The 23,841-nt window shown below is 59.9% G+C and carries 32 protein-coding genes; 8 read left to right on the top strand and 24 right to left on the bottom strand.

The genetic code is table 11. The features are described 5' to 3' along the window. Window positions 1-82 precede the first annotated feature (82 nt). Window positions 83-979: a LysR family transcriptional regulator gene (locus tag BBF94_RS10620; RefSeq protein ID WP_065258989.1), complete on the bottom strand. Its 897-nt coding sequence runs from the start codon at window positions 977-979 to the stop codon at window positions 83-85. 165 nt (window positions 980-1,144) lie between these two features. On the opposite strand from BBF94_RS10620, the gene BBF94_RS10625 reads away from it, so the two are divergent. Continuing rightward, window positions 1,145-1,894 carry an SDR family NAD(P)-dependent oxidoreductase gene (locus tag BBF94_RS10625; protein WP_065258990.1) on the top strand — a complete coding sequence of 250 codons (750 nt, stop codon included), beginning with the start codon at window positions 1,145-1,147 and terminating at the stop codon, window positions 1,892-1,894. Window positions 1,895-1,904: 10 nt separating this feature from the next. Here BBF94_RS10625 and BBF94_RS10630 read toward each other — a convergent pair whose 3' ends face one another. After that, window positions 1,905-2,567 carry a paraquat-inducible protein A gene (locus tag BBF94_RS10630; protein WP_065258991.1) on the bottom strand — a complete coding sequence of 221 codons (663 nt, stop codon included), beginning with the start codon at window positions 2,565-2,567 and terminating at the stop codon, window positions 1,905-1,907. Next, window positions 2,564-3,160: a paraquat-inducible protein A gene (locus BBF94_RS10635; RefSeq protein ID WP_065258992.1), complete on the bottom strand. Its 597-nt coding sequence runs from the start codon at window positions 3,158-3,160 to the stop codon at window positions 2,564-2,566. The genes BBF94_RS10630 and BBF94_RS10635 overlap by 4 nt, the downstream gene beginning before the upstream one ends. A gap of 166 nt (window positions 3,161-3,326) precedes the next feature. Between BBF94_RS10635 and BBF94_RS10640 the strand changes: the two genes are divergently transcribed. Both BBF94_RS10640 and BBF94_RS10645 read left to right on the top strand, forming a co-directional pair. Next, window positions 3,327-4,013 carry an alpha/beta hydrolase gene (locus tag BBF94_RS10640; protein ID WP_065258993.1) on the top strand — a complete coding sequence of 229 codons (687 nt, stop codon included), beginning with the start codon at window positions 3,327-3,329 and terminating at the stop codon, window positions 4,011-4,013. Between the two features lie 226 nt (window positions 4,014-4,239). After that, a complete protein-coding gene (locus BBF94_RS10645; RefSeq protein ID WP_065258994.1) occupies window positions 4,240-4,665 on the top strand; it encodes a cupin domain-containing protein in 426 nt (141 codons plus the stop codon). A gap of 100 nt (window positions 4,666-4,765) precedes the next feature. On the opposite strand, the gene BBF94_RS27960 is transcribed toward BBF94_RS10645, so the two are convergent. Then, window positions 4,766-4,927 carry a hypothetical protein gene (locus BBF94_RS27960; protein ID WP_176704443.1) on the bottom strand — a complete coding sequence of 54 codons (162 nt, stop codon included), beginning with the start codon at window positions 4,925-4,927 and terminating at the stop codon, window positions 4,766-4,768. Window positions 4,928-5,200: 273 nt separating this feature from the next. Between BBF94_RS27960 and BBF94_RS10650 the strand changes: the two genes are divergently transcribed. Then, the gene (locus BBF94_RS10650; RefSeq protein WP_065258995.1) at window positions 5,201-6,637 is read left to right on the top strand and encodes an amino acid permease; all 1,437 of its coding nucleotides are present in this window, start codon (window positions 5,201-5,203) and stop codon (window positions 6,635-6,637) included. An 18-nt stretch (window positions 6,638-6,655) separates the two neighbouring features. Here BBF94_RS10650 and BBF94_RS10655 read toward each other — a convergent pair whose 3' ends face one another. Then, entirely contained in the window at window positions 6,656-7,075 is a 420-nt protein-coding gene (locus BBF94_RS10655) for an organic hydroperoxide resistance protein (RefSeq protein ID WP_065258996.1), read from the bottom strand. A gap of 128 nt (window positions 7,076-7,203) precedes the next feature. Next, window positions 7,204-7,821: a LysE family translocator gene (locus BBF94_RS10660; protein WP_065258997.1), complete on the bottom strand. Its 618-nt coding sequence runs from the start codon at window positions 7,819-7,821 to the stop codon at window positions 7,204-7,206. 66 nt (window positions 7,822-7,887) lie between these two features. Here BBF94_RS10660 and BBF94_RS10665 point away from each other — a divergent pair, with 66 nt between their 5' ends. Continuing rightward, on the top strand, window positions 7,888-8,805 hold the full coding sequence (locus BBF94_RS10665; protein ID WP_065258998.1) for a LysR family transcriptional regulator: 918 nt from the start codon (window positions 7,888-7,890) through the stop codon (window positions 8,803-8,805). A gap of 57 nt (window positions 8,806-8,862) precedes the next feature. Here BBF94_RS10665 and BBF94_RS10670 read toward each other — a convergent pair whose 3' ends face one another. Then, a complete protein-coding gene (locus tag BBF94_RS10670; RefSeq protein WP_065258999.1) occupies window positions 8,863-10,722 on the bottom strand; it encodes an ABC transporter ATP-binding protein in 1,860 nt (619 codons plus the stop codon). A 300-nt stretch (window positions 10,723-11,022) separates the two neighbouring features. On the opposite strand from BBF94_RS10670, the gene BBF94_RS10675 reads away from it, so the two are divergent. After that, entirely contained in the window at window positions 11,023-11,463 is a 441-nt protein-coding gene (locus BBF94_RS10675; protein ID WP_065259000.1) for a hypothetical protein, read from the top strand. Between the two features lie 150 nt (window positions 11,464-11,613). Then, the gene (locus BBF94_RS28380; RefSeq protein ID WP_065259001.1) at window positions 11,614-11,922 is read left to right on the top strand and encodes a hypothetical protein; all 309 of its coding nucleotides are present in this window, start codon (window positions 11,614-11,616) and stop codon (window positions 11,920-11,922) included. A gap of 183 nt (window positions 11,923-12,105) precedes the next feature. Here BBF94_RS28380 and BBF94_RS10685 read toward each other — a convergent pair whose 3' ends face one another. Then, on the bottom strand, window positions 12,106-12,999 hold the full coding sequence (locus BBF94_RS10685) for a LysR family transcriptional regulator (protein ID WP_082302387.1): 894 nt from the start codon (window positions 12,997-12,999) through the stop codon (window positions 12,106-12,108). A gap of 94 nt (window positions 13,000-13,093) precedes the next feature. On the opposite strand from BBF94_RS10685, the gene BBF94_RS10690 reads away from it, so the two are divergent. Next, window positions 13,094-14,260, top strand: a complete 1,167-nt coding sequence (locus BBF94_RS10690) for an MFS transporter (protein ID WP_065259003.1) — start codon at window positions 13,094-13,096, stop codon at window positions 14,258-14,260. Between the two features lie 353 nt (window positions 14,261-14,613). On the opposite strand, the gene BBF94_RS10695 is transcribed toward BBF94_RS10690, so the two are convergent. The 16 genes from BBF94_RS10695 to BBF94_RS10770 all read right to left on the bottom strand — a co-directional run bounded on the left by BBF94_RS10695 (window position 14,614) and on the right by BBF94_RS10770 (window position 23,748). Then, window positions 14,614-15,663 carry a tyrosine-type recombinase/integrase gene (locus tag BBF94_RS10695; RefSeq protein WP_065259004.1) on the bottom strand — a complete coding sequence of 350 codons (1,050 nt, stop codon included), beginning with the start codon at window positions 15,661-15,663 and terminating at the stop codon, window positions 14,614-14,616. Window position 15,664: 1 nt separating this feature from the next. Continuing rightward, complete coding sequence (locus BBF94_RS10700) at window positions 15,665-15,907, bottom strand: DUF4224 domain-containing protein (RefSeq protein ID WP_065259005.1); 243 nt, start codon at window positions 15,905-15,907, stop codon at window positions 15,665-15,667. Window positions 15,908-16,007: 100 nt separating this feature from the next. Continuing rightward, window positions 16,008-16,295, bottom strand: coding sequence for a hypothetical protein (locus tag BBF94_RS10705; protein WP_082302388.1), 288 nt, complete (start codon window positions 16,293-16,295; stop codon window positions 16,008-16,010). Between the two features lie 51 nt (window positions 16,296-16,346). Beyond that, window positions 16,347-17,111 carry a hypothetical protein gene (locus BBF94_RS10710; RefSeq protein WP_065259006.1) on the bottom strand — a complete coding sequence of 255 codons (765 nt, stop codon included), beginning with the start codon at window positions 17,109-17,111 and terminating at the stop codon, window positions 16,347-16,349. Between the two features lie 49 nt (window positions 17,112-17,160). Further along, window positions 17,161-17,742 (bottom strand): hypothetical protein, encoded by a 582-nt coding sequence (locus tag BBF94_RS10715; protein ID WP_065259086.1) that lies wholly within the window; start codon window positions 17,740-17,742, stop codon window positions 17,161-17,163. A 73-nt stretch (window positions 17,743-17,815) separates the two neighbouring features. Next, a complete protein-coding gene (locus BBF94_RS10720) occupies window positions 17,816-18,532 on the bottom strand; it encodes a hypothetical protein (RefSeq protein ID WP_065259007.1) in 717 nt (238 codons plus the stop codon). Continuing rightward, a complete protein-coding gene (locus BBF94_RS10725; RefSeq protein WP_065259008.1) occupies window positions 18,529-18,867 on the bottom strand; it encodes a hypothetical protein in 339 nt (112 codons plus the stop codon). The genes BBF94_RS10720 and BBF94_RS10725 overlap by 4 nt, the downstream gene beginning before the upstream one ends. Further along, window positions 18,864-19,406 carry a phosphohydrolase gene (locus BBF94_RS10730; protein WP_065259009.1) on the bottom strand — a complete coding sequence of 181 codons (543 nt, stop codon included), beginning with the start codon at window positions 19,404-19,406 and terminating at the stop codon, window positions 18,864-18,866. Before BBF94_RS10730 ends, BBF94_RS10725 begins: the two co-directional genes overlap by 4 nt. Further along, window positions 19,403-20,023, bottom strand: coding sequence for a hypothetical protein (locus BBF94_RS10735; RefSeq protein WP_065259010.1), 621 nt, complete (start codon window positions 20,021-20,023; stop codon window positions 19,403-19,405). Before BBF94_RS10735 ends, BBF94_RS10730 begins: the two co-directional genes overlap by 4 nt. Before the next feature lie 69 nt (window positions 20,024-20,092). Beyond that, window positions 20,093-20,914, bottom strand: coding sequence for a YfdQ family protein (locus tag BBF94_RS10740; protein ID WP_065259011.1), 822 nt, complete (start codon window positions 20,912-20,914; stop codon window positions 20,093-20,095). Between the two features lie 33 nt (window positions 20,915-20,947). Further along, the gene (locus BBF94_RS10745; protein ID WP_065259012.1) at window positions 20,948-21,289 is read right to left on the bottom strand and encodes a hypothetical protein; all 342 of its coding nucleotides are present in this window, start codon (window positions 21,287-21,289) and stop codon (window positions 20,948-20,950) included. Window positions 21,290-21,348: 59 nt separating this feature from the next. Next, window positions 21,349-21,591, bottom strand: coding sequence for a pyocin activator PrtN family protein (locus BBF94_RS10750; protein WP_065259013.1), 243 nt, complete (start codon window positions 21,589-21,591; stop codon window positions 21,349-21,351). After that, on the bottom strand, window positions 21,588-21,971 hold the full coding sequence (locus BBF94_RS10755) for a hypothetical protein (protein ID WP_065259014.1): 384 nt from the start codon (window positions 21,969-21,971) through the stop codon (window positions 21,588-21,590). Before BBF94_RS10755 ends, BBF94_RS10750 begins: the two co-directional genes overlap by 4 nt. Next, window positions 21,968-22,246, bottom strand: a complete 279-nt coding sequence (locus BBF94_RS10760) for a hypothetical protein (protein ID WP_065259015.1) — start codon at window positions 22,244-22,246, stop codon at window positions 21,968-21,970. Before BBF94_RS10760 ends, BBF94_RS10755 begins: the two co-directional genes overlap by 4 nt. A gap of 10 nt (window positions 22,247-22,256) precedes the next feature. Further along, a complete protein-coding gene (locus BBF94_RS10765) occupies window positions 22,257-22,475 on the bottom strand; it encodes a hypothetical protein (RefSeq protein ID WP_065259016.1) in 219 nt (72 codons plus the stop codon). Between the two features lie 379 nt (window positions 22,476-22,854). Next, a complete protein-coding gene (locus tag BBF94_RS10770; RefSeq protein WP_082302393.1) occupies window positions 22,855-23,748 on the bottom strand; it encodes a LexA family transcriptional regulator in 894 nt (297 codons plus the stop codon). Window positions 23,749-23,841: the final 93 nt, after the last annotated feature.

A 23,841-nucleotide genomic window follows, 5' to 3' on the forward strand; every position in this document is an offset into this window, starting at 1 on the left:
GGGCTTGCCCGCGATGACGTCAGCACAAACAACACCGGCCCCACTGCCGGCATTGGTAGGCAAACCCGCGAAATCTGGGACCTTAATCAACCTGCGCAAATCGCTCCACCAGCCAATCGATAAACACCCGCACCCGATTGCTCAAATGCCGGTTCGGCGGGTACAGCAGGTGGAACGGGTAGGCCGGCGGGCGCCAGTCGGTGAGGATCGGCACCAGTTCGCCACGCTCGACGGCCGCCCTGACGGTGTAGCTGAAGGTGTGGATGATCCCCAGCCCGGCGAGCCCGGCCGCCAGATGCGCGTTGCTTTCGTTGACGCTGACCAGGCCTTTGCCTTCGATCTGATGGCGTTCGCCGTTGCGCTGGAAGTTCGACGGCAGAATGCGCCCGGTGGAGGCCGAGCGATAGGCGATCATTTGATGCCGGGCAAGCTCCAGCGGGTGCATCGGCGTGCCGTGGCGCTGCAAATAGTCGGGCGTGGCGCAGGTGGTCCAGGACACTTCGCCGAGGCGGCGTACGGCGAGTGCCTGTTCGGTCAGCGGGCCACCGCGAATCACGCAGTCGACGCGCTCGCTGATCAAGTCCACCGGGCGGTCGCTGACGCCCAGATCGACCTGAATGTCCGGATAACGCTCGAAGAACTTCGGCAGTTCGGGAATCACCAGCATGGTCGCGGTGGAGCCGCCGATGTCCACGCGAATCCGACCCCGAGGCAGGCCTTGGGCCTGGCTGAAACCCTGATCGATGTCGTCCAGTTGATGCAGCAGTTGTTGGGTCAGCTGGTAATAGGAGGCGCCGTCGGCGGTGACGGTCAGGCGCCGGGTGGTGCGTTGCAGCAGACGCACGCCGAGGTGGCTTTCCAGTTGCCCGATCAGTTTGCTGACCGTGGTTTTGGGCTGGTTCAACGAGTCGGCGGCTTTGGTGAACGAGCCGCTTTCCACCACGCGGGCAAACACACGGATCGCCAGTAACTGATTCATCGGGCTGCACTCAAGGATTGAAGTCGGTGCTGAGTATTGTGCATGTCTGTGTACAAACAAAACCGATTTTGCGGATTTTTCAAATCAATCCATCGGCCTAAAGTCGCTTTCAACGGCTCACCTACGACCCGTCACCTTCCTCAACACGGTTACTGGAGATTCATCATGAGCAACAGACTTGAAGGCAAAATCGCATTGATCACCGGCGGTACCACCGGTATCGGCCTGGCCTCGGCGCAGGAATTCGTCGCCCAGGGCGCCACCGTCTTCATCACTGGCCGTCGTCAGGCCGAACTGGACAAAGCGGTCGCCGCCATCGGCCCGCGCGCCATCGGCATTCAGGGCGACGTGGCGAAGCTGGAAGACCTGGATCGCGTCTACCGCGAAATCGCCGAGAAGGCCGGGCACCTCGACATTCTGTTCGCCAACGCCGGGGGCGGTGACATGCTGCCGCTGGGAGCTATCACCGAAGAGCATTTCGACCGGATTTTCGACGCCAACGTGAAGGGCACGCTGTTCACCGTGCAGAAAGCGCTGCCGCTGCTGCGCGATGGCGCCTCGATCCTGCTGACGTCGTCGACCACCTCGGTGCAGGGCACGGAAAACTTCAGCGTCTACAGCGCAAGCAAAGCCGCCGTGCGCAACTTCGCCCGCTCCTGGTTGCTGGATTTGAAACCTCGGCGCATCCGCGTCAACGCCATCAGTCCCGGCCCGGTTCGCACCCCGGGGCTGGCAGGTCTGGTGCCGGCAGAACACACTCAAGGGCTGTTCGATCAACTGGCGTCGGTGGTGCCGATCGGGCGTCTGGGTGAACCGAGCGAGATTGCCAAGGCTGCGTTGTTCCTGGCCTCGGATGACAGCAGCTTCGTCAACGGCATCGAACTGTTCGTCGACGGCGGCACCGCGCAGATCTGATTGGCGGCAATCAATGCCCCGGCACTTGTTCGTTCGAGTGTCGGGGCACGTCTGTTTCTTCGGCGGGCGCCTTGTCCCAGATCAGTCTTGGGTCGAAGCTCATGGCCGAGAGCATGGTGAACACCACCACCAGGCCGAAAAACAGAATCCCCGGTCGCGGCTCGATATCCCCCAGCGCCTGGAATTTCACCAGCGCCGCCACCAGCGCGACCACCAGCACATCGAGCATCGACCAATAGCCGATCAGCTCGACGAACCGGTACAGCTTCGAACGTTCCCGGCGCGCCCAGTGGCTGTCCCGTTGCACGGTAATCAGCAGCAGCGTCAGGGCGATGAACTTGATCCCCGGCACCGCGATGCTGGCGATGAAGATGATCAGCGCGATGTCCCACGCGCCGTGGGCCCAGAATTCCAGCACGCCGCTCATGATGGTGCTGTCGGCACCGTTGCCGAGCATGACGGTGTTCATCACCGGCAGCAGATTCGCCGGCACGTAGAACGCCAGGGCGGCGAACATGTAGGCCCAGGTGCGGGCGAGAGAATTGATCTTGCGCCGGTGCAGCGGCGCGTCGCAGCGCGGGCAGTGGTGCGGCTCGTCGGTCATGTCGCAGGCCAGGCCGCAGCTGTGACACAGGCAGAGGTTGAGTTCGCTGGCGGTCGGCGGCCGCTTCATAGAATGTCCCACAAATCGCGTATGTCGCGTCCGGCGATGCGGATCAGCAACAGGCTGAGCACGGCCAGCGCAAACAGGCCGATGCCGGGGATCACATCGAGCATGCCCGCCAGTTTGAACACCGCCACCATCGCCCCGAGCAGACACACTTCCAGCATGCTCCAGGGGCGCAGGGTTTCCAGCCAGCGCATGCACAGTTTGAAGGCCGGCGAACGGCGCGAGGCGAGGGCGAAGCTCAGTACCCAGATCAATAACGCCAATTGAAAGGCCGGGGCGATGATGATCGAGATCGCCGCCACCATCGCCATGAAGGTGATCGGCCCCTGACTCAGGGCCAGCACCGAATCCCACAGGGTCGCGCTGTTTTTCAGGCCTTGCATGCTGATGCTCATCACCGGGTAAAAATTGGCGAACAGCCACAGCATGGCCGCGGTGAAACTCAGGGCCAGGCGTTGCTCCACGCTCAGATTGTTATGGCGCTGAAGCACGCCGCCGCAGCGAGCGCAGAGGGTTTTCTGATGAGCGGCGAGCGTGGACTTTTCATACACGCAGTCGCAATGCTCGCAGATGATCAGGTGCTCGGTCGTGGCCATTGGGGCACTCGGTGGGGGACGGCTGGAACCTTCTTCAATATAGGCGCGTTGGGGCATCCGACAACTGTCACATCCCGAAAGGCACCTTTGGTCTGCCGGCCCGCCGGGTTTGTGCAAGCGTTCCATACTCTTTGGCGCCGAATTCATCACGAGCAGGAGCAGGGCCATGAGTGAAAAACCGACGATTGTGCTGGTACACGGGTTCTGGGGCGGTGCCGCGCATTGGGGCAAGGTGATTGTCGAACTGACGCGCAAGGGCTACAGCAAAATCCAGGCGGTGGAAATGCCGCTGACGTCGCTGGCCGACGATGCCGAGCGCACCCGCAAAATGGTCGCTCAAGTCAGCGGGCCGGTGCTGCTGGTCGGGCATTCCTACGGCGGGGCGGTGATCACACAGGCCGGCAATCAACCGAATGTGACCGGGCTGGTGTACATCGCCGCCTTCGCCCCGGATCAGGGCGAAAGCCCGGGCGGCATCACTCAGGAACATCTGCCCGCCGCCGCACCGAATCTCGCCCCGGACAGCGACGGTTTCCTCTGGCTCAAGGCAGACAAGTTCCATGAAAGCTTCTGCCAGGACCTGTCGGCAGACGAGGCACTGGTGATGGCCGTCACCCAGAAAGCGCCGCTGGCCAGCACTTTCGGCGATGTCATCAGTGATCCGGCGTGGAAGCACAAACCGTCGTGGTATCAGATTTCCAGCCAGGATCACATGATTCACCCGGACAACCAGAAACGCATGTCCGCCCGGCTCAATGCGAAGAAAGTCATCACCCTCGACGCCAGCCACGCTTCGCTGGCCTCCCGTGCTGCGCAAGTGGCAGCGCTGATCGACGAAGCCGCCAAGACCTGACAGCGACCACGCAACCGGGCGATTCACACCGGTTGCGTGGCTTCCTCCTCGAAAAAGATCATCGCCTTCAGGCAATGGCTGTCGCAGGTGTGCGAGTTGTATGAGCATGTATCAATCCCGCCCTCGTACACAGTGAGTTAACAAGCGGCGGTATCCGGACACACTTGCGCTACATGCCCTCTTCAAAGTAGGACCGTCACTTCACGACTTCCAAGAGGGCAACACCATGCACCGCACACTCCTGATGACCGCAGCCGCCGTACTGGTTTCAATGACCGGCCTGGCACACGCCGCCGAGGCTCAAACGGCGGCCCCCGCCAAGAGTTGGCAACAAGGCCTGAGCCGCACGGATCTGGTCCATCAGGACCTGGGCGCGTCGGATCGCGAAGTAATTCAGGCGCGGGTCGATTTCGAGCCGGGCATCACTTCGCCCCGGCATGCGCACCCGGGCGTTGAAGTCGCCTATGTGGTCAGCGGGACGTTCGAATACCAGCTCGAAGGCCGTGCGCCGGTAACGCTGAAAGCGGGCGACTCGCTGTTCATCCCGGAAGGCGTGGCGCATATCGCGAAGAACGTCGGTAATGACAAGGGTTCGGAACTGGCGACTTACATCGTCAAGAAGGGCGAGCCGTTGTTGATCCTGAAGCAATAACCACCGGGACACTGCAAAGGCCTGCCCATGTGGCAGGCCTTTTCTTGTTGTCGGCGGACTCAACGCACGCTAATGCCGCCCGACCCGAACAGAAAGAACGTCAGCGCGCATCCATCTCTTTCACAACCCCGGCCGATGTCTTTTGCTTGCGCCTTTTGAGCCAGCTGAAAAACGCATGCACCGGATGCAGAACGGCCGTCAGCACGCCAAGCAGCAGAACGAGAAAGAGGAAGACCAGCGGGATGCCTTCGTGCGAGAACATGGTGGGTAACTCCTGTAGTCACTATGTTGGAACCCGCAGACTAGACGCATCCGACGAGGTTTTTGGTGAAGGTATGTTCATCTTCGAAAGCGTGGATTGTGCTACGGAAGATTCGGGATCGGCTCCGCTTTCATGAGTCGTTCGAAGGCTCGTCTTTCTCACTGACGGTCACCCGTGCATGTCGAAATCAGGCATCGACATGCCGCACACGGGCTATTTGCGTTCAACACCGGCCACGTAAGGTGAGGCGTCCATCAGAGAACAACAAAAACAATGAACAGCCTGAATTCGAAGGAATCGAGCGGTCAGCTGGCGCAGGGCTTCAAGCCGCGCCATGTGACCATGTTGTCAATCGCAGGAATCATCGGCGCGGGGTTGTTCGTCGGTTCCGGGCACGCCATCGCTGCGGCGGGGCCGGCGGTGTTGCTGGCGTATCTGTTTTCCGGCCTGCTGGTGGTGCTGGTCATGCGCATGCTGGGGGAGATGGCGGTGGCCCGACCGGACACCGGATCGTTTTCCACTTACGCCGATCAAGCCATCGGTCGCTGGGCCGGCTTCACCATCGGCTGGCTCTACTGGTGGTTCTGGGTGCTGGTCATTCCCATCGAGGCATTGGCCGCCGGGCATGTTCTGAATCAATGGTTTCCTCAGGTCGACGCATGGCTGTTTGCGCTGGTGTCTATCATCCTGCTGGTCATCACCAACCTGTTCAGTGTCTCCAAGTACGGCGAGTTCGAATTCTGGTTCGCCATGGCCAAGGTCGTGGCGATCATCGGTTTCATCGGCGTGGGTTTTGCCGTGTTGATGGGCTGGATTCCCGAGCGTGAAGCCAGCGGCCTGAGCCGCTTGATGGAGGAGCACGGCGGGTTCGCGCCCAATGGCCTGTCGGCGGTGGTCGGCGCCTTCATCACCATCATGTTCAGTTTCATCGGCACCGAGGCCGTGACCATCGCTGCCGCCGAATCGGACCATCCGGCGCAGAACATCGCCAAGGCCACGCGCTCGGTGATCTGGCGCATCGGTGTGTTTTACCTGTTGTCGATTTTCGTGGTGATTTCCGTGGTGCCCTGGAACGACCCGCTGCTGGCGTCCGTCGGTTCCTATCAGCGGGCACTGGAGTTGATGAACATTCCCCACGCCAAATTCATGGTCGATGTGGTGGTGTTGATCGCCGTGGCCAGTTGCATGAACTCGTCGATCTATATCGCTTCGCGCATGCTGTTTTCACTGGGACTTCGCGGCGATGCACCGCACGCCTTGAAAGTGACTTCCGCTGCGGGCGTGCCGAGGGCGGCGGTGATTGCCAGCAGCGTCATCGGCGCCGGGGTGACACTGCTCAGCTACTTCATGCCCGCCGGCCTGTTTCAGTTCCTGCTCGCCAGTTCCGGTGCCATCGCGCTGCTGGTGTATCTGGTGATCGCGGTGTCTCAACTGCGCATGCGCCGGATGCTGTTGCGGCAGAATGTCGAGCTGACTTTCCGCATGTGGCTGTTTCCGTGGCTGACGTATCTGGTGATGGCCTTTATCTGCGCCGCGCTCGCGGTGATGATGGTGACGCCGGAGCATCGTCTGGAAGTGACTTCGACCATTGGCCTGGCGCTGGCCATTTCCTTTATCGGGCTGGTGACCACACGTCAGCATGGACAGGCGAACGCGTCTGTTGCGGCAAAACAAAACGCCCGAAGCGGTGCTTCGGGCGTTCGAGGTTGAAGCCGGTGCGAGCCGGTTTCAAATCAGGCGCAGGGTTACGTCGATATTGCCGCGTGTGGCCTTGGAGTAAGGGCAGGTCTGGTGCGCGGCTTCCATCAGCGACTGGGCGACCGAAGGCTCCAGTCCCGGCAGGCTGACGTTCAGGCGGGCCTGCAGGAAAAACGCATCGCCGGTCTTGCCCAGATCGATTTCGGTTTCCACCGCCACATCCGCCGGCAGCCTGATTTTCAGTGCTGCCGCCGCTTTGCCCATGGCACCGATGAAACAGGCCGACCAGCCGGCCGCCAGCAGTTGTTCCGGGTTGGTGCCGCTGCCGTTGGAGCCGGGTGGCGACAGTTTGACGTCCAGATTGCCGTCGGAACTGCGCGAGGCGCCATCGCGTCCGCCGGTGGTGCGGGTCTTGCCGGTGTACAGCACGGTGTCGATTTGATTGATCATGAGAGTACCTGCCTGTGTGGGTTGTGGGGTCGGAGCCAAGGTTCCGATGGCCCACACTTTTGCATCGGCATGTACCCGGGATGTGTCGTGCAACGGGGGTTTATGTATCGCTGTGTAGCGACGCCGGATCAGGATGATCGCTGAGAGAGCGTCAGCATCAGCCCGAATCCCACCAGCAGACCACCGAACGCCCGGTCAATCCACTGCCGTGCCGCCAGCAGTTTCTCGCGCACCCGTCCGGCGGAAAAGCACAGCGCCACCAGGCCGAACCACTCCACGTGCGCTCCGGCAATGAACAGTCCATAGGCGATTTGCAACGGCAGTCCGCTGTCCGGTCGGACGACGCCCATGAACAGGCTGACGATGAAAATCGAGGTTTTCGGGTTCAGTGCGTTGGTGAGAAAACCTGTGCGCAGTGCAGCCAGATCGGACAGGGCAGGTGACGCAGCATCCGGCTGCCGAACGTCAGGTCTGGAGCGAAGCATTTTTATGCCCAGATAGACGAGGTATCCAGCCCCCGCCAGCTTCAACGCATTGAACAGCCACGGTGTTTGCTGAAGCACCCAGCCCAGTCCCAGCAGGGTGTAGCCGACATGCACCAGCACCCCCAGACCAATGCCCGCTGCCGTGAGTACGCCGGCGCGTCGAGAAAGCAGCAAGCCATTGCGCGAGACCATCGCGAAATCCGGCCCGGGACTGATGCATGCAAGCAGCGTGATGGTGATTACGACTATCCATTCGTTCATGGTGGAACCTTGAGTAGGTTGGTGATAGAAAGCCATGTTTGCAAAGACCACGCGCCGGGACTAACGATGATTTCTGAACAGAAAGGTGAATCTGAATCACCATTTTCAGGAGGGCGAATGCCGTCTCTGCTGGCGCTGCGCTGCTTTGAATCCGCTGGCCGGTTCGAGAACTTCGCCCGTGCGGCGAACGAGCTGCATCTCACGCCGGGCGCCATCAGTCGGGCGGTGCGTCTGCTGGAAGAGGATCTGGGTGTCGAGCTGTTCGAGCGGCGCCAGCGCAGGGTGTTCCTGACGGACCCGGGAAGGCGATTGCTCAAAGCGGTGAGTGAAGGGCTGGGGTTGATGACCCATGCCGTTCGCGAAATTCGCAGCGAGGCGCGCCGTACGCGACGGCTGGTCCTGTCCTGCGAGCCGACGCTGTTGATGCGCTGGCTGATCCCGCGCTGGAGCGATTTCCAGTCGCGCCATGGTGGTCCGGACATTCACTTGGTGGCCGGCGGCGGTCTGTTTTCATTTGAACAGGGAATCGACCTGGCCATTCGGCGCGACGATTTCCCCCGACCTGCGGGTTATCACGCCGAGCGGTTGTTTGCCGAAAAGGTCGGGCCTGTGTGTCGGCCGGACAAAGCCGGCCAATGGTTCGATGAGCGCGGCCAATGCTTGCGCGCCACGGCTTCTCTGTTGCAGACCACCAGCCGTCCCACGGCTTGGCAAGAGTGGGCCAGCGCATCGGGCCATGCCGTTCCCGCCGCGCAGGTGCAGTCTTTCGAACACTTCTATTTCAGCATTCAGGCCGCTGTCGCCGGGCTCGGGGTGGCCATGGGGCCGTGGCATCTGGTTCGCGACGATATCCAGAGCGGGGTGCTGGTTGCGCCTTCGGGGTTCGTTGAAGACGGCTCGCATTACTGCTTGCTGTCTCCAACGCCGCCCAGACCGGGCAGTCTGGAAATGGAATTGCTGGAATGGTTGCGGGCGGTGGGTTGAGGATCGTCGAGCTTCAGTGGGCGTGTTCCCGCACGGGCCGTATACCTCGCGCACCATTCACACCCGATCCAGCGCCTCGTCCAGCCCCTGATCCTCACCGAGAAACCCGCCGCTCTGATGCTGCCAGAGTCGCGCATAGGTGCCGTTTCGTTCCAGCAGTTCGGTGTGGGTGCCTTGTTCGATGATGCGGCCCTCGTCCATGACAATCAGCCGGTCCATGGCGGCAATCGTCGACAACCGATGCGCGATGGCGATGACGGTCTTGCCTTGCATCATTTCATCCAGGCTTTCCTGGATCGCGACTTCAACCTCCGAATCCAGCGCACTGGTGGCCTCGTCGAGCAGCAGGATCGGAGCGTTCTTGAGCATCACCCGGGCAATGGCGATGCGTTGGCGCTGACCACCGGACAGCTTGATGCCGCGTTCGCCCACCAGCGTGTCATAACCGGTATTGCCCTGACGGTCGCTCAGTTGGCTGATGAAACCGTCGGCCTGGGCGTTGATCGCGGCGCGATGAACCTGCGCATCGGTGGCGTCCGGGCGTCCGTAGGCAATGTTGTCGCGGATCGAGCGGTGCAGCAGTGACGTATCCTGAGTGACCATGCCGATGGCGCTGCGCAGACTGTCCTGTGTCACCTGCGCGATGTTCTGCCCATCGATGCAGATTTTGCCGCTGTCGACGTCGTAGAAACGCAGCAGCAGATTGATCAGCGTCGATTTGCCGGCACCGGAGCGACCCACCAGGCCGATTTTTTCTCCGGCGCGAATGTGCAGGCTCAGGCCATCGAGCACCTGGCGCTCACCGTTGTAATTGAAGTGCACGTCGTCGAAGGTCACCGTGCCACCGGAAGGCACCAGCACCCCGGCGTTCGGCGCGTCTTGTACCTTGGGGCCCCGGGTCAGGGTCGCCATGCCGTCCTGAACGGTGCCGATGTTTTCGAACAGCGATGTCATTTGCCACATGATCCAGTGGGACATGCCGTTGATCCGCAGCGCCATGGCCGTGATTGCAGCCACCGCACCCGCGCCGACCTGACCCTGATGCCAGAGCCACAGGGCATAGCCGCCGGCGCCAAGAATCAGCCCGACTACCAGCGCCTGATTGACGATCTCGAACTGACTGACCAGACGCATCTGGCGAAAACCGGTCTGCTTGAAATCCTCCATTGCCGCACGTGCGAAGTGCGCCTCGCGGTTGGAATGCGAGAACAGTTTGACCGTGGTGATGTTGGTGTAGGCATCGGAAATTCGCCCCGTCATCGACGACCGGGCATGGGCCTGTTCCTGCCCGACCTGCCCCAGACGCGGCACGAAATACAGCATCGCCAGCCCGAACAGCGCGACCCAGGCCACGAACGGCAGCATCAGTTTCAGGGAAAAGCCCCCGGCCAATGCGATGATCGCAATGAAATAGACGCCGATGCCGGGGGCGATCTCGATGACGGTAAACAGCACTTCGCGTACCGCCAGCGCGGTCTGCATCACTTTGGTCGTGACGCGTCCGGAGAACTCGTCGGAAAAGAACGAAAGACTTTGCCGCAGCATCAGGCGATGGAAGTCCCAGCGCAGGCGCAGCGGCAGGTTGATCGCCAGAATCTGGTGCTGAACCATGGTGCGCAACGCCACAAGACCGACGCTGGTGAGCAAGACGATGGCGATGCCCCACAGCACGCGGCTTTCCTGACCGCTCACGGCACCGCCGGTCTGCCAAGTGGAAAGCAGGTCCACCACTTGCCCGAGAAACGAAAACAGCCAGGCCTCGTAGATCGACACACTGGCACTGAGCAGCGCCAGAGCGAGGACATAACCGCGGGCACCGCGGGTGCAGGCCCACAGAAAACGCATCAGCCCCACGGGCGGGGGCGGTGCTTCATCGGGTGGAAAAGGGTCGAGCCTGCGTTCGAACACGCGAAGCATAGTGGTCTCCGAAATGATCTGGTCGGTGGGAGTATGCCATTTTCGCCGTTGCCCCCGGATAGGAGGACAACGATCGTTCGGCCACGTTTGACCGTGGGGCCGTTCTCAATACTATCCGTCAGGTCAGAACCCACTTGTCGTGACCGTGTCCGCCAATTGACCGGCATTTTTCGCAACCGATCAGTTGAGCAAAGCCCGGTCACCAGGATTTCAGGATGGATCTTGATCAAGGCGTGGAGCATCGTCCGTACGATGCATAACGGAACACGTGCGCCTTTTTTCTTGTGAAGGAGAACACAGATGGCAATCAGCGAAGGACTCGCAACATCGGCTGATACTGCGCTTGTCGAAGCCGAGGTGTACCGCTGGTACAACCTCTTTTTTCCCTGGTCCCGTGGCGTCGCCTCCCAATCCGAAGGCGCCATAAAACCCTTGTACGATGCACTGGCGGAAGATTTCCGGGTGGTACTCACGAACGGTGAGATCATGGGCCGGGCCGATTACTGGGAGCGACTTTGGGGACTGCACGGCCAGCGTGCCGGAAGCCCGGAATCGCACATCACCAATCTCTCGATCACGCCGCTTCCGGGAGGTTTTTTCCTGACGGTCTTCGATCTGGTCAAGGACGGGATCACCAAGAAGAAGGTCGATTCGGCCCTCATGCGTCTTGATGAACATTCCCCGTCGGGTATTTCGTGGATTTACGTCCATGAAAGCGAGCATGAGCGGGCGGTTGCGTAAATTTTTACGTGTACAGGCGTAATAAACGAAACCCGGCCGAAGAGCCGGGTTCTTTATTGCCTGCCATTCGTCCAATGGAAGGCACTCACAGGTACTCAGGTTCTCTTACGTTCAAGCACGCAATCGCGGGCACCGATACGGAGAGGCATCATGGACATCGACGAAAATGCACCAGGCAACCAGTCGCAGCAGGCCGTGACACGCACCACCGACAACGAAACCGGGCATGACCCCAGATACCAAAAGGCCGAAGTGCCATTGCCGCCCGATGACGAAGCACCGCTTGATGAAGACATGACGGACGTGGCAGCGACGAACGCTGTCGCCACAGAACATCCGGAACCCGGGAGCGGAGAAGTAGTCCGCAAGCCTGCGGCGTCTGACGCGTCTTACAGTCAGGACGTTGATGTAAAAGAGCCGCGCGGGATGCCTGCCAGCGATCCTGAATCGGGGGCCTGAAGCGGCCGGGAAAGCGACCCGCGCCGTTGACGTTCATCTGCCTGAATCTAACGTGGCTGTCTGACGAAATCAGAGGGCGGGTCTCTTCGGGCCGAACGCGTGTTCCGATCACACAGCAAAAGGCACTCGTGACTCCCGTCCAATCGAAGGGCTGCCGCGATGGTTGCCTTCTGTGAATTGCGCTCACATCCGGTGATGTTCCAGCAAAAAGTTCACGAACAATCGCACTCGCGCCGGCATGGCTGCCCCACCTATGAACACCGCATGGATCGGTTCCAGGTCACCGGGGTTCCAGGTTTCCAACAGTGCAACCAGGGCTCCGCGCCGTAGATCTTCGCGCACGGTGAACTCACCGATACGCGCTATGCCGGCACCGACCCGTGCGAGTTGTGCCAGCGCTTCACCACTGCTGCATTCGATATTGCCGCTGACTTTCAGGGAAAACTCCTTGCCGTCGCGGATGAACGGCCAGTTGGGTTCGGCACGCCGGAAATTGAAGCGCAGGCAGTTGTGTTTCAGCAGGTCTTCCGGTTCCCGGGGGACGCCATGGCGCTGCAGATACTCTGGCGAGGCCACCACGACCTGGCCGGTGTCGCCGATCCGGCGTGCGGTCAGCGGGCTGTCAGGCAGATGGCCAAAGCGGATCGCGACGTCGGCCTGTCCGCCGAGAATGTCGACCACCTCGTCGCCGAGTGTGAGGTCGACGACGATGTTCGGGTAACGGGCGCTGAACGCTGCGACCAGGGGAACGATGGCCAGCCGGCCATGGCCAAGGGCGGCACTGACGCGCAATCGCCCTTTGGGTACGCCCTGATCGGCGATGGCTGCTTCGACTTCGTCCATGTCGGCGAGGATTCGCCTGGCACCACGCAAGAACGCTTCGCCCTCGGCAGTAAAGGTGATGGCTCGTGTGGTGCGCAACAACAAGCGGGTGCCAAGACGGTGTTCGGTGCGCGCGATGATCCGACTGACTGCCGAGGGTGTAAGGCCCAGTGCTCGCGCCGCCGCCGACAGGCTGCCTTCCTGCGCCACCGTGATGAACACACTCATTTCCCCCGACCTGCCGTTGAAATCCACTTGTGCCTCCTGCGCAAAGGTGATTACCAAAAATGCTATCTACCGCTGGAAAACACAGGATCGTAGCATCTGCGGCATAGATAAGGAGCCTTCCATGCGTATCAATCCACCACTTGTCGCGCTTGCCATCGGTGCTTTCGGCATCGGCGTAACAGAATTTGCCCCCATGGGCATGTTGCCGAGTATCGCTGCGGATCTGGGCGTTTCCATTCCTGCGGCCGGTTTGCTGGTCAGTGCTTATGCGCTGGGGGTATTGCTTGGCGCACCCCTGATGACCCTGACCACGGGCAGAATTCCTCGGCGCTACCTGCTTATCGGGCTCATGGCGATTTTCACCCTGGGCAATCTGATGTCGGCCCTGGCCATGGATTACCACAGCCTGATGATCGCCAGGGTGGTGACCTCACTGAACCATGGTGCATTTTTTGGCGTCGGCTCCATCGTTGCCGCCAGCGTGGTCGCCCCGGAAAAACGTGCCGGCGCGGTTGCGGCAATGTTCACGGGCCTGACACTGGCGACCATCGGCGGTGTGCCGCTGGCCGCCTGGTTTGGCGAGCTGTTCGGTTGGCGAACTGCTTTCTGGGGGATTACCGGGCTGGGCATGATGACCATGGCCGCGTTGTGGTTTGCACTGCCCAACGTGCGGGCGCCGCAAAACGTAGGCGTCATGGCGGAAATTCGAGTGTTGGGGCGCGGCCCGGTGCTCAGTGCGCTGGCCCTGACCGTAGTCGGCTCCAGCGCCATGTTCACCGTCTTTACCTACATCGCGCCGATCCTCAGCAACGAAACGCATGCGTCCACCGCTTACATCACCGCCATGCTGATGCTTTACGGGGTCGGGTTGACGCTGGGCAACATGTGGGGCGGCAAGGCTGCCGACCGCTCAATAGATCGCACCCTGATCGTCTCGCTGAGTGTGCTGATTCTCGTCCTGCTGGCGTTCACCCTGTTGATGCGCTGGCCGCTACCGGCCGCCGTGGCCATTCTGATTTGGGGGATCGCCAGTTTTGCCCTGGTACCGCCCCTGCAGATGCGCGTCATGGAAGCTGCCAAGGATGCGCCCAATCTGGCCTCGGCGGTAAACATCGGCGCCTTCAACTTCGGCAACGCGATCGGGGCAGCATTGGGCGGAGCCGTGATCAACGCGGGCCTGGGTTATCCGGCGATTTCCCTGGCTGGAGCGGCGATGGCAGGTTTGGGGCTGCTGATGGTGTTGGCCTTTGCCTGGCGTTCCAGAAGCGTTGAAACGGTCGCGGTTTGACGACGATTACCGGCCTTCAATTCGGCAGGACGCCGGAGAGGGGAGAGAAAAGCTGTTAGTTATGGAACACGTCCAGAATAGCTATGGAACGCATCCTTAAAGGCGAAGATTTTTCAGAACGCCAGAAACGACAAAGCCCTGAATAATCAGGGCTTTGTCGTACATAAGATGGCGGAGGCGATGGGATTCGAACTCATGGACCTGTTACAGTCGACGGTTTTCAAGACCGTTATAAAAAGCCATGTAAAACGCGGCTTTGGGCATGATCTGCGTCCGAAAACGAACGCGCAACCGTACCTCTACAGGCCGCAAATCACAAGGGGTCGACGTTTAGTTTTGGGACTGATTTAAAGTCATTTTGTAGGCTTGGCAACAGCACCTACGCGCCGATAAACGCGCTCAGTTATGTCGCCTTTGGTATGACCCAGCAAAAGACTTGCGTCTTCGATGCTGGTGATTTCCGACGCCGCTTTTGGTCGAATATCGCGGAACTGGAACTGACGGATCTTACTCGCCAGAACTGCATCACCCATCTCCGTAGCGGCTTTTGCCGCATCCTCCCTGGCATCATCCCACCTGTGTCGAAGCATCGACGTGGAAACCCTTCGTCCTTCTTCAGTCAGAATGAGATACGGTGAGCTGTGCCTTTCATTCCTTGCTTGAATCTCGCGAATCAACAGGCCGAATTCTGTTTCGCGCCCCTCCACCTCAAGCAAGATCCGAAGCTTCTTGTGGGTCTTGTTCTGCACGACGCTCAGTGCGCCGCCCTCAATTTCATCTTTCCTCATGACCAGCACATCAGCCGGCCTCTGACCGCTCAGATACGCAAGATCCATTGCGGTCTTGAGCTCTTGGCAGGCTTTCTTGTACACCGCATTCCAAACCGCATCATTTGCGTAGAAGTCTCGCGGTTTTTCCTTGTTCTTTCTGATGCCCTGGCACGGGTTCTCCCGGACGGTGAGGCCCCATTCGCGTGCCATGTTGAAAACATGGGAAAGCGTGGCGATTTCTCGGTTTGCACGTACCTTTGCGCTTCGAGCGTCGCGATATTGGGCGATTTGTGCGGGGGTGATCGCGTCGATCGGCGCCTCGTCAAAGTAAGGCCGAAGCTGGCGCAACTCCGCCCGGTTGTCCTTCTGTGTGCGCTCACCTTTCTTTGGGATGATGTCGCGTTCGTACCGATCAAAGATTGCTCGCATGATGCATAGATCCAGAGGCTTGTCCTTTGCCTCAAGCTCTGCCCATTTGAGGCGTGCCAGGTTCAGATCCCCACCGAGTGAGACCTCTTTTCCCTGCGTGTTGAGATAGTAATAACTGACCCAGATGCTCCCGTTCTGGCGAACCCTCTGCCTGACGTACATGCGAGGCGGAAGGTTTCTGTTTTGGGTCTTCCTTGGGCGCATATCACCTCACCTTTGAAATGTCTGGAGTCCATGCTGGCGCGGCCGCTGGTGGCGGCATCAGTGGAACCACCTGCAGCGTCACGCCCAGCTTCATGCGCACATATTGACGGCCTACAAGCGGGCGTCCGCTACGGCTCTCAACGAAGGTCCAGCCACGTTCGAGAAGCCATCGGCGCTGCCAGCCCCTGGCTTTGTAGCCTGTCAGCTCCGCCAGCTCATCGTCGGAGAGTATTTCGGTTTCCATGAGATTCTCCACGCCGCCGGCGGCGGCAGAAGGTTTTTATGAAGGGGACACGCTGTCCTGCCTTGGGGCGATGGCGCGCGGGGCGGCAGATATTGGTGTGTTACGCGACGGCCTTGGCCAGCACTGCATCGGCCACCGCCATGGCGGCCTGCGCGTCGTTGACGTAGGCGGGGTCGAATCCGCCGGCAAGGTGGATCGTGGCTTGGCAGGCGCGCAGGTTCTCGCGGGTCAGTTTCAGCGCGATTGCCAGCTCATTCACCAGGGCCACTGACTGCCGGTGAAGCTCGACATCCACCGGGGTCGCGCCCCTGCGTCCTTCCGGATCAAGTTTTTCAATTCGTTTCTGCAGGCGGACCAGCAGCGGTCGGCTATCAAGTGCATTGCTCACGGGAATTCCTCGCCCGCCGTACACCGACAGGCTGTTGAGTATGGGGAGGGGTTACTGCTTATCTGCTATGTCGGCTTCAGCCATTTCGCAGAAGAACGAGCACGATGGGATCTTCTCGTTACGCCGCACTGGGCCGTCGCCGAGGTCGCGCAGGGAGAAGCGCACATTGGTGGTGCGATCGCGAAACAGGTACGAGCCTTCGCCTAAGTCGTCTTGGATCACGCACAATTCTTCAAACTGCTCCGGGAAGTCTTCTCGGATTGCTCGAAAGTAGCCTTCGCCACCTTTCACGCAGCCGATGCAGTTGGCATTGTCGTAGCCCAGGCGGTACATCAGCGGCAACTCGATTCCTGCACGTTCTACCATTGCCTTGCAGTCGTCTTTCCCCAGCCCTGCGTCAATCAAAGGGGCGATCACCGGGCGATCAGGATTTCGATCGCGGAAATCTTCCAAACGATCGACCTCTTCGGCGGTGTAGCCGAATACCATTACGTCGCCTGGTTGCTTCCAAGAGTCGAGCAACCGGCGCTTCAGCAGTTTGGTGCAGGGAGCGCCGTTGCGACCTTTCATGAAGCGTTCGCGGCGGAATACCTGGATGATATCGGTGCCGTATTTCTCATCGCGAAGCTGAACGATCTCCTGGCCAAACCAGTTCTGGCAGTCCATCAGGAAGCGCCGGTTGTCTTCGTGTTCGTTGGCCAAAAAAGCATTGATGATTTGCACGTTGTGCGTTGCGCCGTATTGGGCCAGCGCGAGCTTGGTAGCCACTGCCGAAGCGGCACCGCAGCTGAATTGGCAGACGATCCTGTTATTCATCTCCGAGGCCCCTTGTAGATGAGGTAGGCCATGTAGAGCGGGGCGAAGATCATGGCGTCACCTTCTGGCCGAGCAGCACATCGCTGACGACCTCCCAGAGTTGAGCGGGCGACCACTGGAATCGGTCGAAGTCCGTGTCGGGCTCGATGCCGATGACGCAACTGGATTGCGCACCTTTCTGGCCCTCAAACCCTTTCTTCAAGATTGTCGCCACTTTGCCGTCGCCGCCGGGCTCGGTGCGATGAAAGTCGTAGGCCTTCATGTGGTAGGTCGATCCGGCGGATACCGCGTGGCTGTAAAGCTCTCGCATATCCACGCAACCATTCGGCGTCCATGGGCGGCCACCACGCGCCGTTCTCGCACCCTCATGCAGATAGAGTTCGTGGGTTTCCTTGATGAAGCAGGCTGAAGCCGCAGGGAAATCGGCGTAGAGGATGTTGATTTGTGTGCCGACCAGAACGCGCGACTCGAAGTCGAACCGGTGGTTGTGGATCGCCGAGTGCTCGAAGCAGGCCCGGCGCGGTAACTCAGGGTGCCAAACGTGCAGCCGCTGGCCACCCTGGAGCTGGACCTGCACGAAGCCGAGCCCGTGCAGTGTGATTTTGTCCGTCATTACGTCATCGATAATCATCCGATCACCGCCTTTATGGTCAGGGCCAATGGAAGCCAGAAGAAGAGGGTGCAGCCGGCCATGCATTTGAGGATCATGGCTGCACCCGTTTGAATTCGACGACCCAGACCCAGGGGTTGGCGTCCCAGTCGCCGCCGGTGGAGTTCCACAGACCCGCAAATGCTTTCGCTGCCGTGGTTTCAAGCGCCGTTTTCCCGTCATCAGGCCCGACCATGTATCCGGTGCAGATCGGCCAGCCGTCGTCAGGGCGAAAAGCTACGGCGCTGATTCCTTCCGCCATCGCTTGCACTTCGCTGATGTCCTGCAACCGCTCGACGCGGACGTCAGTGATCTCTAGCAGGATGCGGCTGGCCCAGCGCGGCATGTGGATCGAAGGGCGGCCACGACCCCGGGTGATCATGGAGCAGCCGGTTTGCCGAACTGCGCCATCTGCTGGGTAAAAGATCGGTTCGCCCTGGCTGAAATCTCGCGGAGCGATCGCATCAACCTGAGCGTCAGCTGCCCAGGCCTCGCGCACCCACAGGCGATCGCCTTGCCGCCCATATGGGCAGCCGCCGTACATGGCCAGTTCCGCTGCGCATTCCTCTTCAGTCGCGCCAAAGGCGGCGAATCCCCAGCGCGGATGGTCTTGAACAACGGCCATCCATTGGTGTTCGGGGAAATCGGACTTGCTACGGCTGGGGATTTGATTTCCTTTGATCGGCCGGCGTGTGACCGTCTTCTGACCATCCAGAATGGCGCGCACCATCGGCGCCGAGAACAGGATCGGCCGTTCCTTGATAGCGGTCACGATATGATCCTCCGTCCCCAAACGCAGATGGGCCCGTCCTCGGTGTCGTGAATGGACAGGATGAACCACCCCGGTTCGACAGGATGCTGAATCACCCAGGCTGAACAATCGACTTGGCCGTCATTCATGTAGCTCTCGAAAACATCGGGATCGACATCGCTTTCCATGTGGCTGACTTTCGTTTCCACTTGGTTGCGAGCGCACCAATCATTGAATTGCTCTTGGGTGACTTCGTCGTCGTACTCTGGAAGGTAGCCCGGATGTGTCCACCATCCGCTGCTATCGCGCTCGACCGGCGTTGGTTGGATAATCAGAGTTTTGATTGCATCGCTCATGCACAAGCCCTCCGATGGTTGCTCTGCATCAGCTCCATCAGCCGGCTGAAGTACTGCATGTACGCCTCGGGTGCGGAGAGTGGGGTGATGGTCTCGGGCATTGCAGGAACGCCTCGCAGGCATTCCCACTCGGCGGGGTCGATGGGCATCAGGTCGCGGCGCTCGGTGGCCAGCGCGACCAGGTCAGCGCGGATCACGCACTCTGGCAGTACCGGGTCGAGGTTGAAGCGATCGCAGATGGCGCGCCAGATCGTCTCTTCCGCCATGCGGAAGCCGGGCATCAGTGCCTTCAGTGGTCGGGTCATGTCGCCGATGTAGGCTTCGGTCGCGTCATGCAGCAGGGCAACCAGTTTGTACTGGTCCGGGACCAGGCTCGACACCGTCAGGCTGTGCTGTGCCACGCTGTAGTGCGTGCGGGTGTGGCCGTTGAAGCGGCACAGATTCGACAGCGCGTGAGAGATGTCCAGCGGTGAGATCATGGCGGCGGTTGGGTTTACCAGATTGAACCGGCGACCGCTGTGGGTGAGTATCCAAGTCATGCTGCGTCCTCCGCTGGCAGTCGGTTCAGCTCCATCGCTTCGCGCAGTGCATCGCGCAGGTGCTGGTAGCCCTCGGTGTCGGCTTCATGGGGGAAGCTGATTGAACTCAGTTCAGGCGCGGCGCTGAAGGTCCCGTGCTGGTTGAGCCATTCGATCAGCAAGGTGTCCAGCGGCTGCCCGTTCAGGCTTTTGGCCGTCTCGACGGTGTGATAAACGCGGTGAGCCAATGCGCGGGCAACCTTGATCAGTTGTTCAGCCTTTGCCTGACTGGCTTCGGTGCCTTTCAGTGCCTTCCATGTCTGGAGTGCCAATGCCAGGAACTGGGTGATCTTGGTCAGGTCGCGGTAGTCGGTCGCGGTGAAGGGGGTTGCTTTGATGGCGTGCATCTGCGTGCGCAGGTCGGCCAGTTGCTGGGCCTCCTGGTTGCGCAATTGCGTGATGGTGGTGAGGTCGGTATTCAGCGCGGTGATTCTGCGGCTGTGCAGGCTGTTGCGTTCGGCGAGGCCGGCATCATAGCTGCGGGCCAGTGCCCGAAGGATGATCTTGCGAATGAAATACCCCAGTAGGACCAAACCCAAGGCCAGGCAGATGAGGATGATCGTGTTCTGTGCGTGCATGTGCTGTGCTCCGGTAGAGCCCGCCGCCGGGATTCTTGGTGAGAGGCCGGCGGCGGGGTATTGCAAGGGTTAGATGGTTGCTTCGTACATCGGTACGGTGTTGATCGACTCTTGGATCTTGGCGCGGACAGTTGTGTAGGCCTCTTCAAGAACCTTGTCTGGGCGCACCAGCTCGAACCACATCACAAGACGGCTTTCCTGAATGCGGTAGCGGAATCGAACCGGAACGCAGAACGCATCACCACCGAGGAAAGGTTTGACGCCGATGTAGAACTGCTCCGGAATCTTGAGCTGACCGGTCTCGCCGGCCTGGCCGTCGATCTGCTCGTTGTAGGTCAGTTGCACCTGGCCATTATCGAGGCGCGTGCCCTGGCGAAAGCTGATGTTCTTCTTGGCTTCGAGGGTGCGACTGATTTCGAGCATGTCCGCAGCTGATGGCGCGTTTGGGACTCCTTCGGGGACAGTGATGTCCCTGATGTTGTCTTCGAAAAATTCGGCAAAGGTCGCTTGATCCATCTTCTTGCGATCGGAAGATTTCCAGCGGCCCCACTCAATGCTGATTGGGCATTGGTAGACGGCCACGTGCTGTCCCCACGATGGTTGGTCGGGCTGGTGGTAGTCGAGAACACCCTTGAAGGTTCGGCCTTCTGGGCCGTCGCAGAACACAACCGACGCGGAAGTTGCATAGCGGTTGATGTACGCGATGAACGTGTTTGCATCGAGAACCTTCACGGCCTGGCGAATGCGGCTTGGCGCTGCCTGAAGGCCTTCGAGGTCTTTGATCTGAGTGCCGTCGGGAACGAGCGCAAACGGCGCCGGTAGCCCTGGGTGGTTCTGGGGCTTACCTAGCGATTGAGCGAGCGTGACCAGGTGGTTGATAGCTTCTTGCATTGGATGTGCTCCGGTTTCTTCGGTGAGTGATCGTTACGGTGCGACGTGGCGCAGTGGCGCGTCGGGCTCTTCCTCGACGGGGCGAAGGGCCAAGTCCTGCTGTCGCGGATCGCGGCGGGTGAGGTTGCCTTCGGGGGTGAGGAAGAACAGGGAAGTCCCGCGTGACAGGGCCGGTTCTTTTACTTTCACGTCGGCCTTGATGTTCATCTGGCCGCGCCCGTCGGGCTTATAGTTCAGTTCGATGACCAGCTTCCCGGCTTTGCCGGACAGGCGGATAGCGTCGATCAGTTGGAACTGGGCCTCGCTCAGATCATCGAGCAGGCCACCGGCCTCGATGTCCCGTAGCGTGTCGATGAAGGGGCGTGCTTTGCTCATGTGCTGTGCCTCATTGAGTTTGTGTTATTTGCGGCTGAACGGCAGTCGCTACCGTGGAGTCAGGCCGCTTGCTTCGGCGCTTGTGCGTCGAGGTATTCGGCCAGGTGATGCAGGTACACCACCGGTTTCGCACGGGCTGAGTTGTGCAGGCGGGTCACGGTCAGGTTGATGCGGCCAGCCTTGATTTCGCTCAGCAGGTAGCGGTCGGTGCGGATGTGGGTGAAGTAATGTTCGCGTACCGCCGTCAGGGACGGGCAGGGCGTAGCGAACTGACGGCGCAGTTGGTCGATTGTGTCGCTCACGCTGCGTTCTCCCCGCGCCCCTCCGTTGGGGGCAGCAACTTCAGGCGGATCAATTCGGCCAGGCCTTCCTTGCTTTTGCCCATGGCGGCAGCGCAGACGTGGCCGTGTTCGTCCGCGACAACGGCGCCGAATGGATACTCGGGCGAGTTAGTCGGGGTGACGTAGGCTGTCTGGCCTTCGTGGATGACGCTGTTGACGCAGCGGTATACGTCGGCCAGTTCGAGCACGCGCATCGGCAGGGCGCTGAGTTGGTCGATCGCTTCGCTGGCGGCACCGATGAGCGTTGCGCGGCTGACGATGCCCGGGCTGTCCAGATAGATCGGAATCAGTCGGAGCGTGCCGAGCGCTTGACAGTGGGCATTGATGTAGTGGTTTTTCATGCGGCGGCGTCCTTGTTCGTGATGGTGATACCCAGCTTCTTGGCCAGCCAATCGATCCCTTCTTCCTTAACCATCACTACGGCGTAGTGCCGGAGCTTGTTGATGCCCGGGATCACGGTGCTGCGCGGATCCGAGAACAGATAGCCCCGGCCCCGGTGCTGGCTGGCAAGGTCGCCGCTGCTGTTGAGGATGCCCAGCTCGCGCAGCCTGGCGCGAAAAGCGCGGGGCTTGAGTCCGAGCAGGGCGGCGGTTTCGTCCAGGGTGCGGTTCGTCATGACTTCGCCCTCAAGCCGACGCTGGAGCGTTGGCAACTTCGTGAATGAAGTCGCGCAGATGAAGATGATTTGCCCGGTCATCGCGACGCAGTCTGATCGTGTCTTTGCGGCCGGCCACATCGACTTGAACGATTGTTTGGCTGGGCGTCAGCTCAACCGTGAACTCGGCGCGCATCGTTTGCTGAGGGCGGATCAGGTCGCAGGTAGCATCGCCGCCGACCTGCAGCATGTGGTGCAGTAGCTCCTGCTTCGCAAGGGGGAGGGAATATGTACTCATGCCGCGTCACCCCCGAATGGGCCGAGGTCAGCCGTGGCAGTCGTTGCTTTCGCAGATGCCAGGCGGGCGCCGGGGGTGACGATTACCAGTAGGCCGGTGTGCTTTTGAATTGCTTCTACGGCTGCCGGACTGGTGCAAGCTGCCGGGTGCAGATATACCGGGCAGCGGGTGGTGCCGTGCTGTGTTGTGGTCATGAGAGAGCAACCTTTGGTGAGAGGCCTTGTCGCTCATAAAATTAGTCCGGCTGATATAAGCTGTCAATATATTCCCGCCTAATTTTTCGATGGCAAAAAAAAGACCGCTTTCGCGGCCTTCTCATTTGGCGGATTTGTCAGGGGACGATCACTGAATACCAGAACACTTTGCCCATGATCTGGATGTGTTCCCTCACATAAGCGCCGTCGTAGCGTTCTTCGGGATGCTCAGCGTTGTTGTAGCTCTTCAACCTTACACCTCCGCCCGGCATGCGGTAGAGAAGTGTGATGCGAATGAGTCCGTCATGATCTACGGCGTACATCTTCCCGTCTTCGATATTGCCTGGGGCAACATCAATCGCGACAAGACTGCCAGGAGGAAGCACGGGCACCATGCTGTTGCCCGTGACTACTACGACTGCCGCGTCCTCGGGATGAATATTTTTTTGCTGGAGAAGGCCTTTCCACAGGCGGTACTTCCGACCGTACTCATCAAGCATGACCACATTTCCTTGTCCGTCGGAAAGCTCGACCTCCCGAAAGAAGGGAAGGGCAACTTCGTCCTCACCTAATGGGGTCTTGTCGTCCCACAGCTCAGCCGGCGTAACGCCATATGCCGCAGCTTCTTCGCGGACTATGGCACCGAGGTTCGCAGTAGGGGTGACGCTTTCCTGAATGATTGGGGGGATGTGATCAACGTTGATTTGTGGATGCGAGGCTACTAGACGAGGGCTAACTTCACGTGGGTCAAATTTTAGGATAGAGGCGAACTTAACCAGAGCTGAAAAATTGAGCGCAATCTTGCCATTGAGGTATTGGCTGACCACGCTTTGTCCTGCCCATCCGCACAGATCGGCTATTTTTTCTTGGTTTAATTCTGGGTCGATTTTTTTTCGTGCCTGGTACTTCATCTTCAGCAGGCGCGCTTCTTCATCCCTGATCGGGTCTTCGACTATTGATCGAGGACCGCGCTTGCGGGTGAGGGTATGAGCCGGTACAGGCTTGTCGGAGGTCGGTTTATCAGTATCCATGCAGGATACTGTATAAGCAGTGCTGATTGCCTCAAAACAGTCTGACATCTTTATTGGTTGCGCAAATATAGAAGTCACACTAATATCCTTGAG

The organism is Pseudomonas bananamidigenes, assembly GCF_001679645.1.
Classification (GTDB): Bacteria; Pseudomonadota; Gammaproteobacteria; order Pseudomonadales; family Pseudomonadaceae; genus Aquipseudomonas; species Aquipseudomonas bananamidigenes.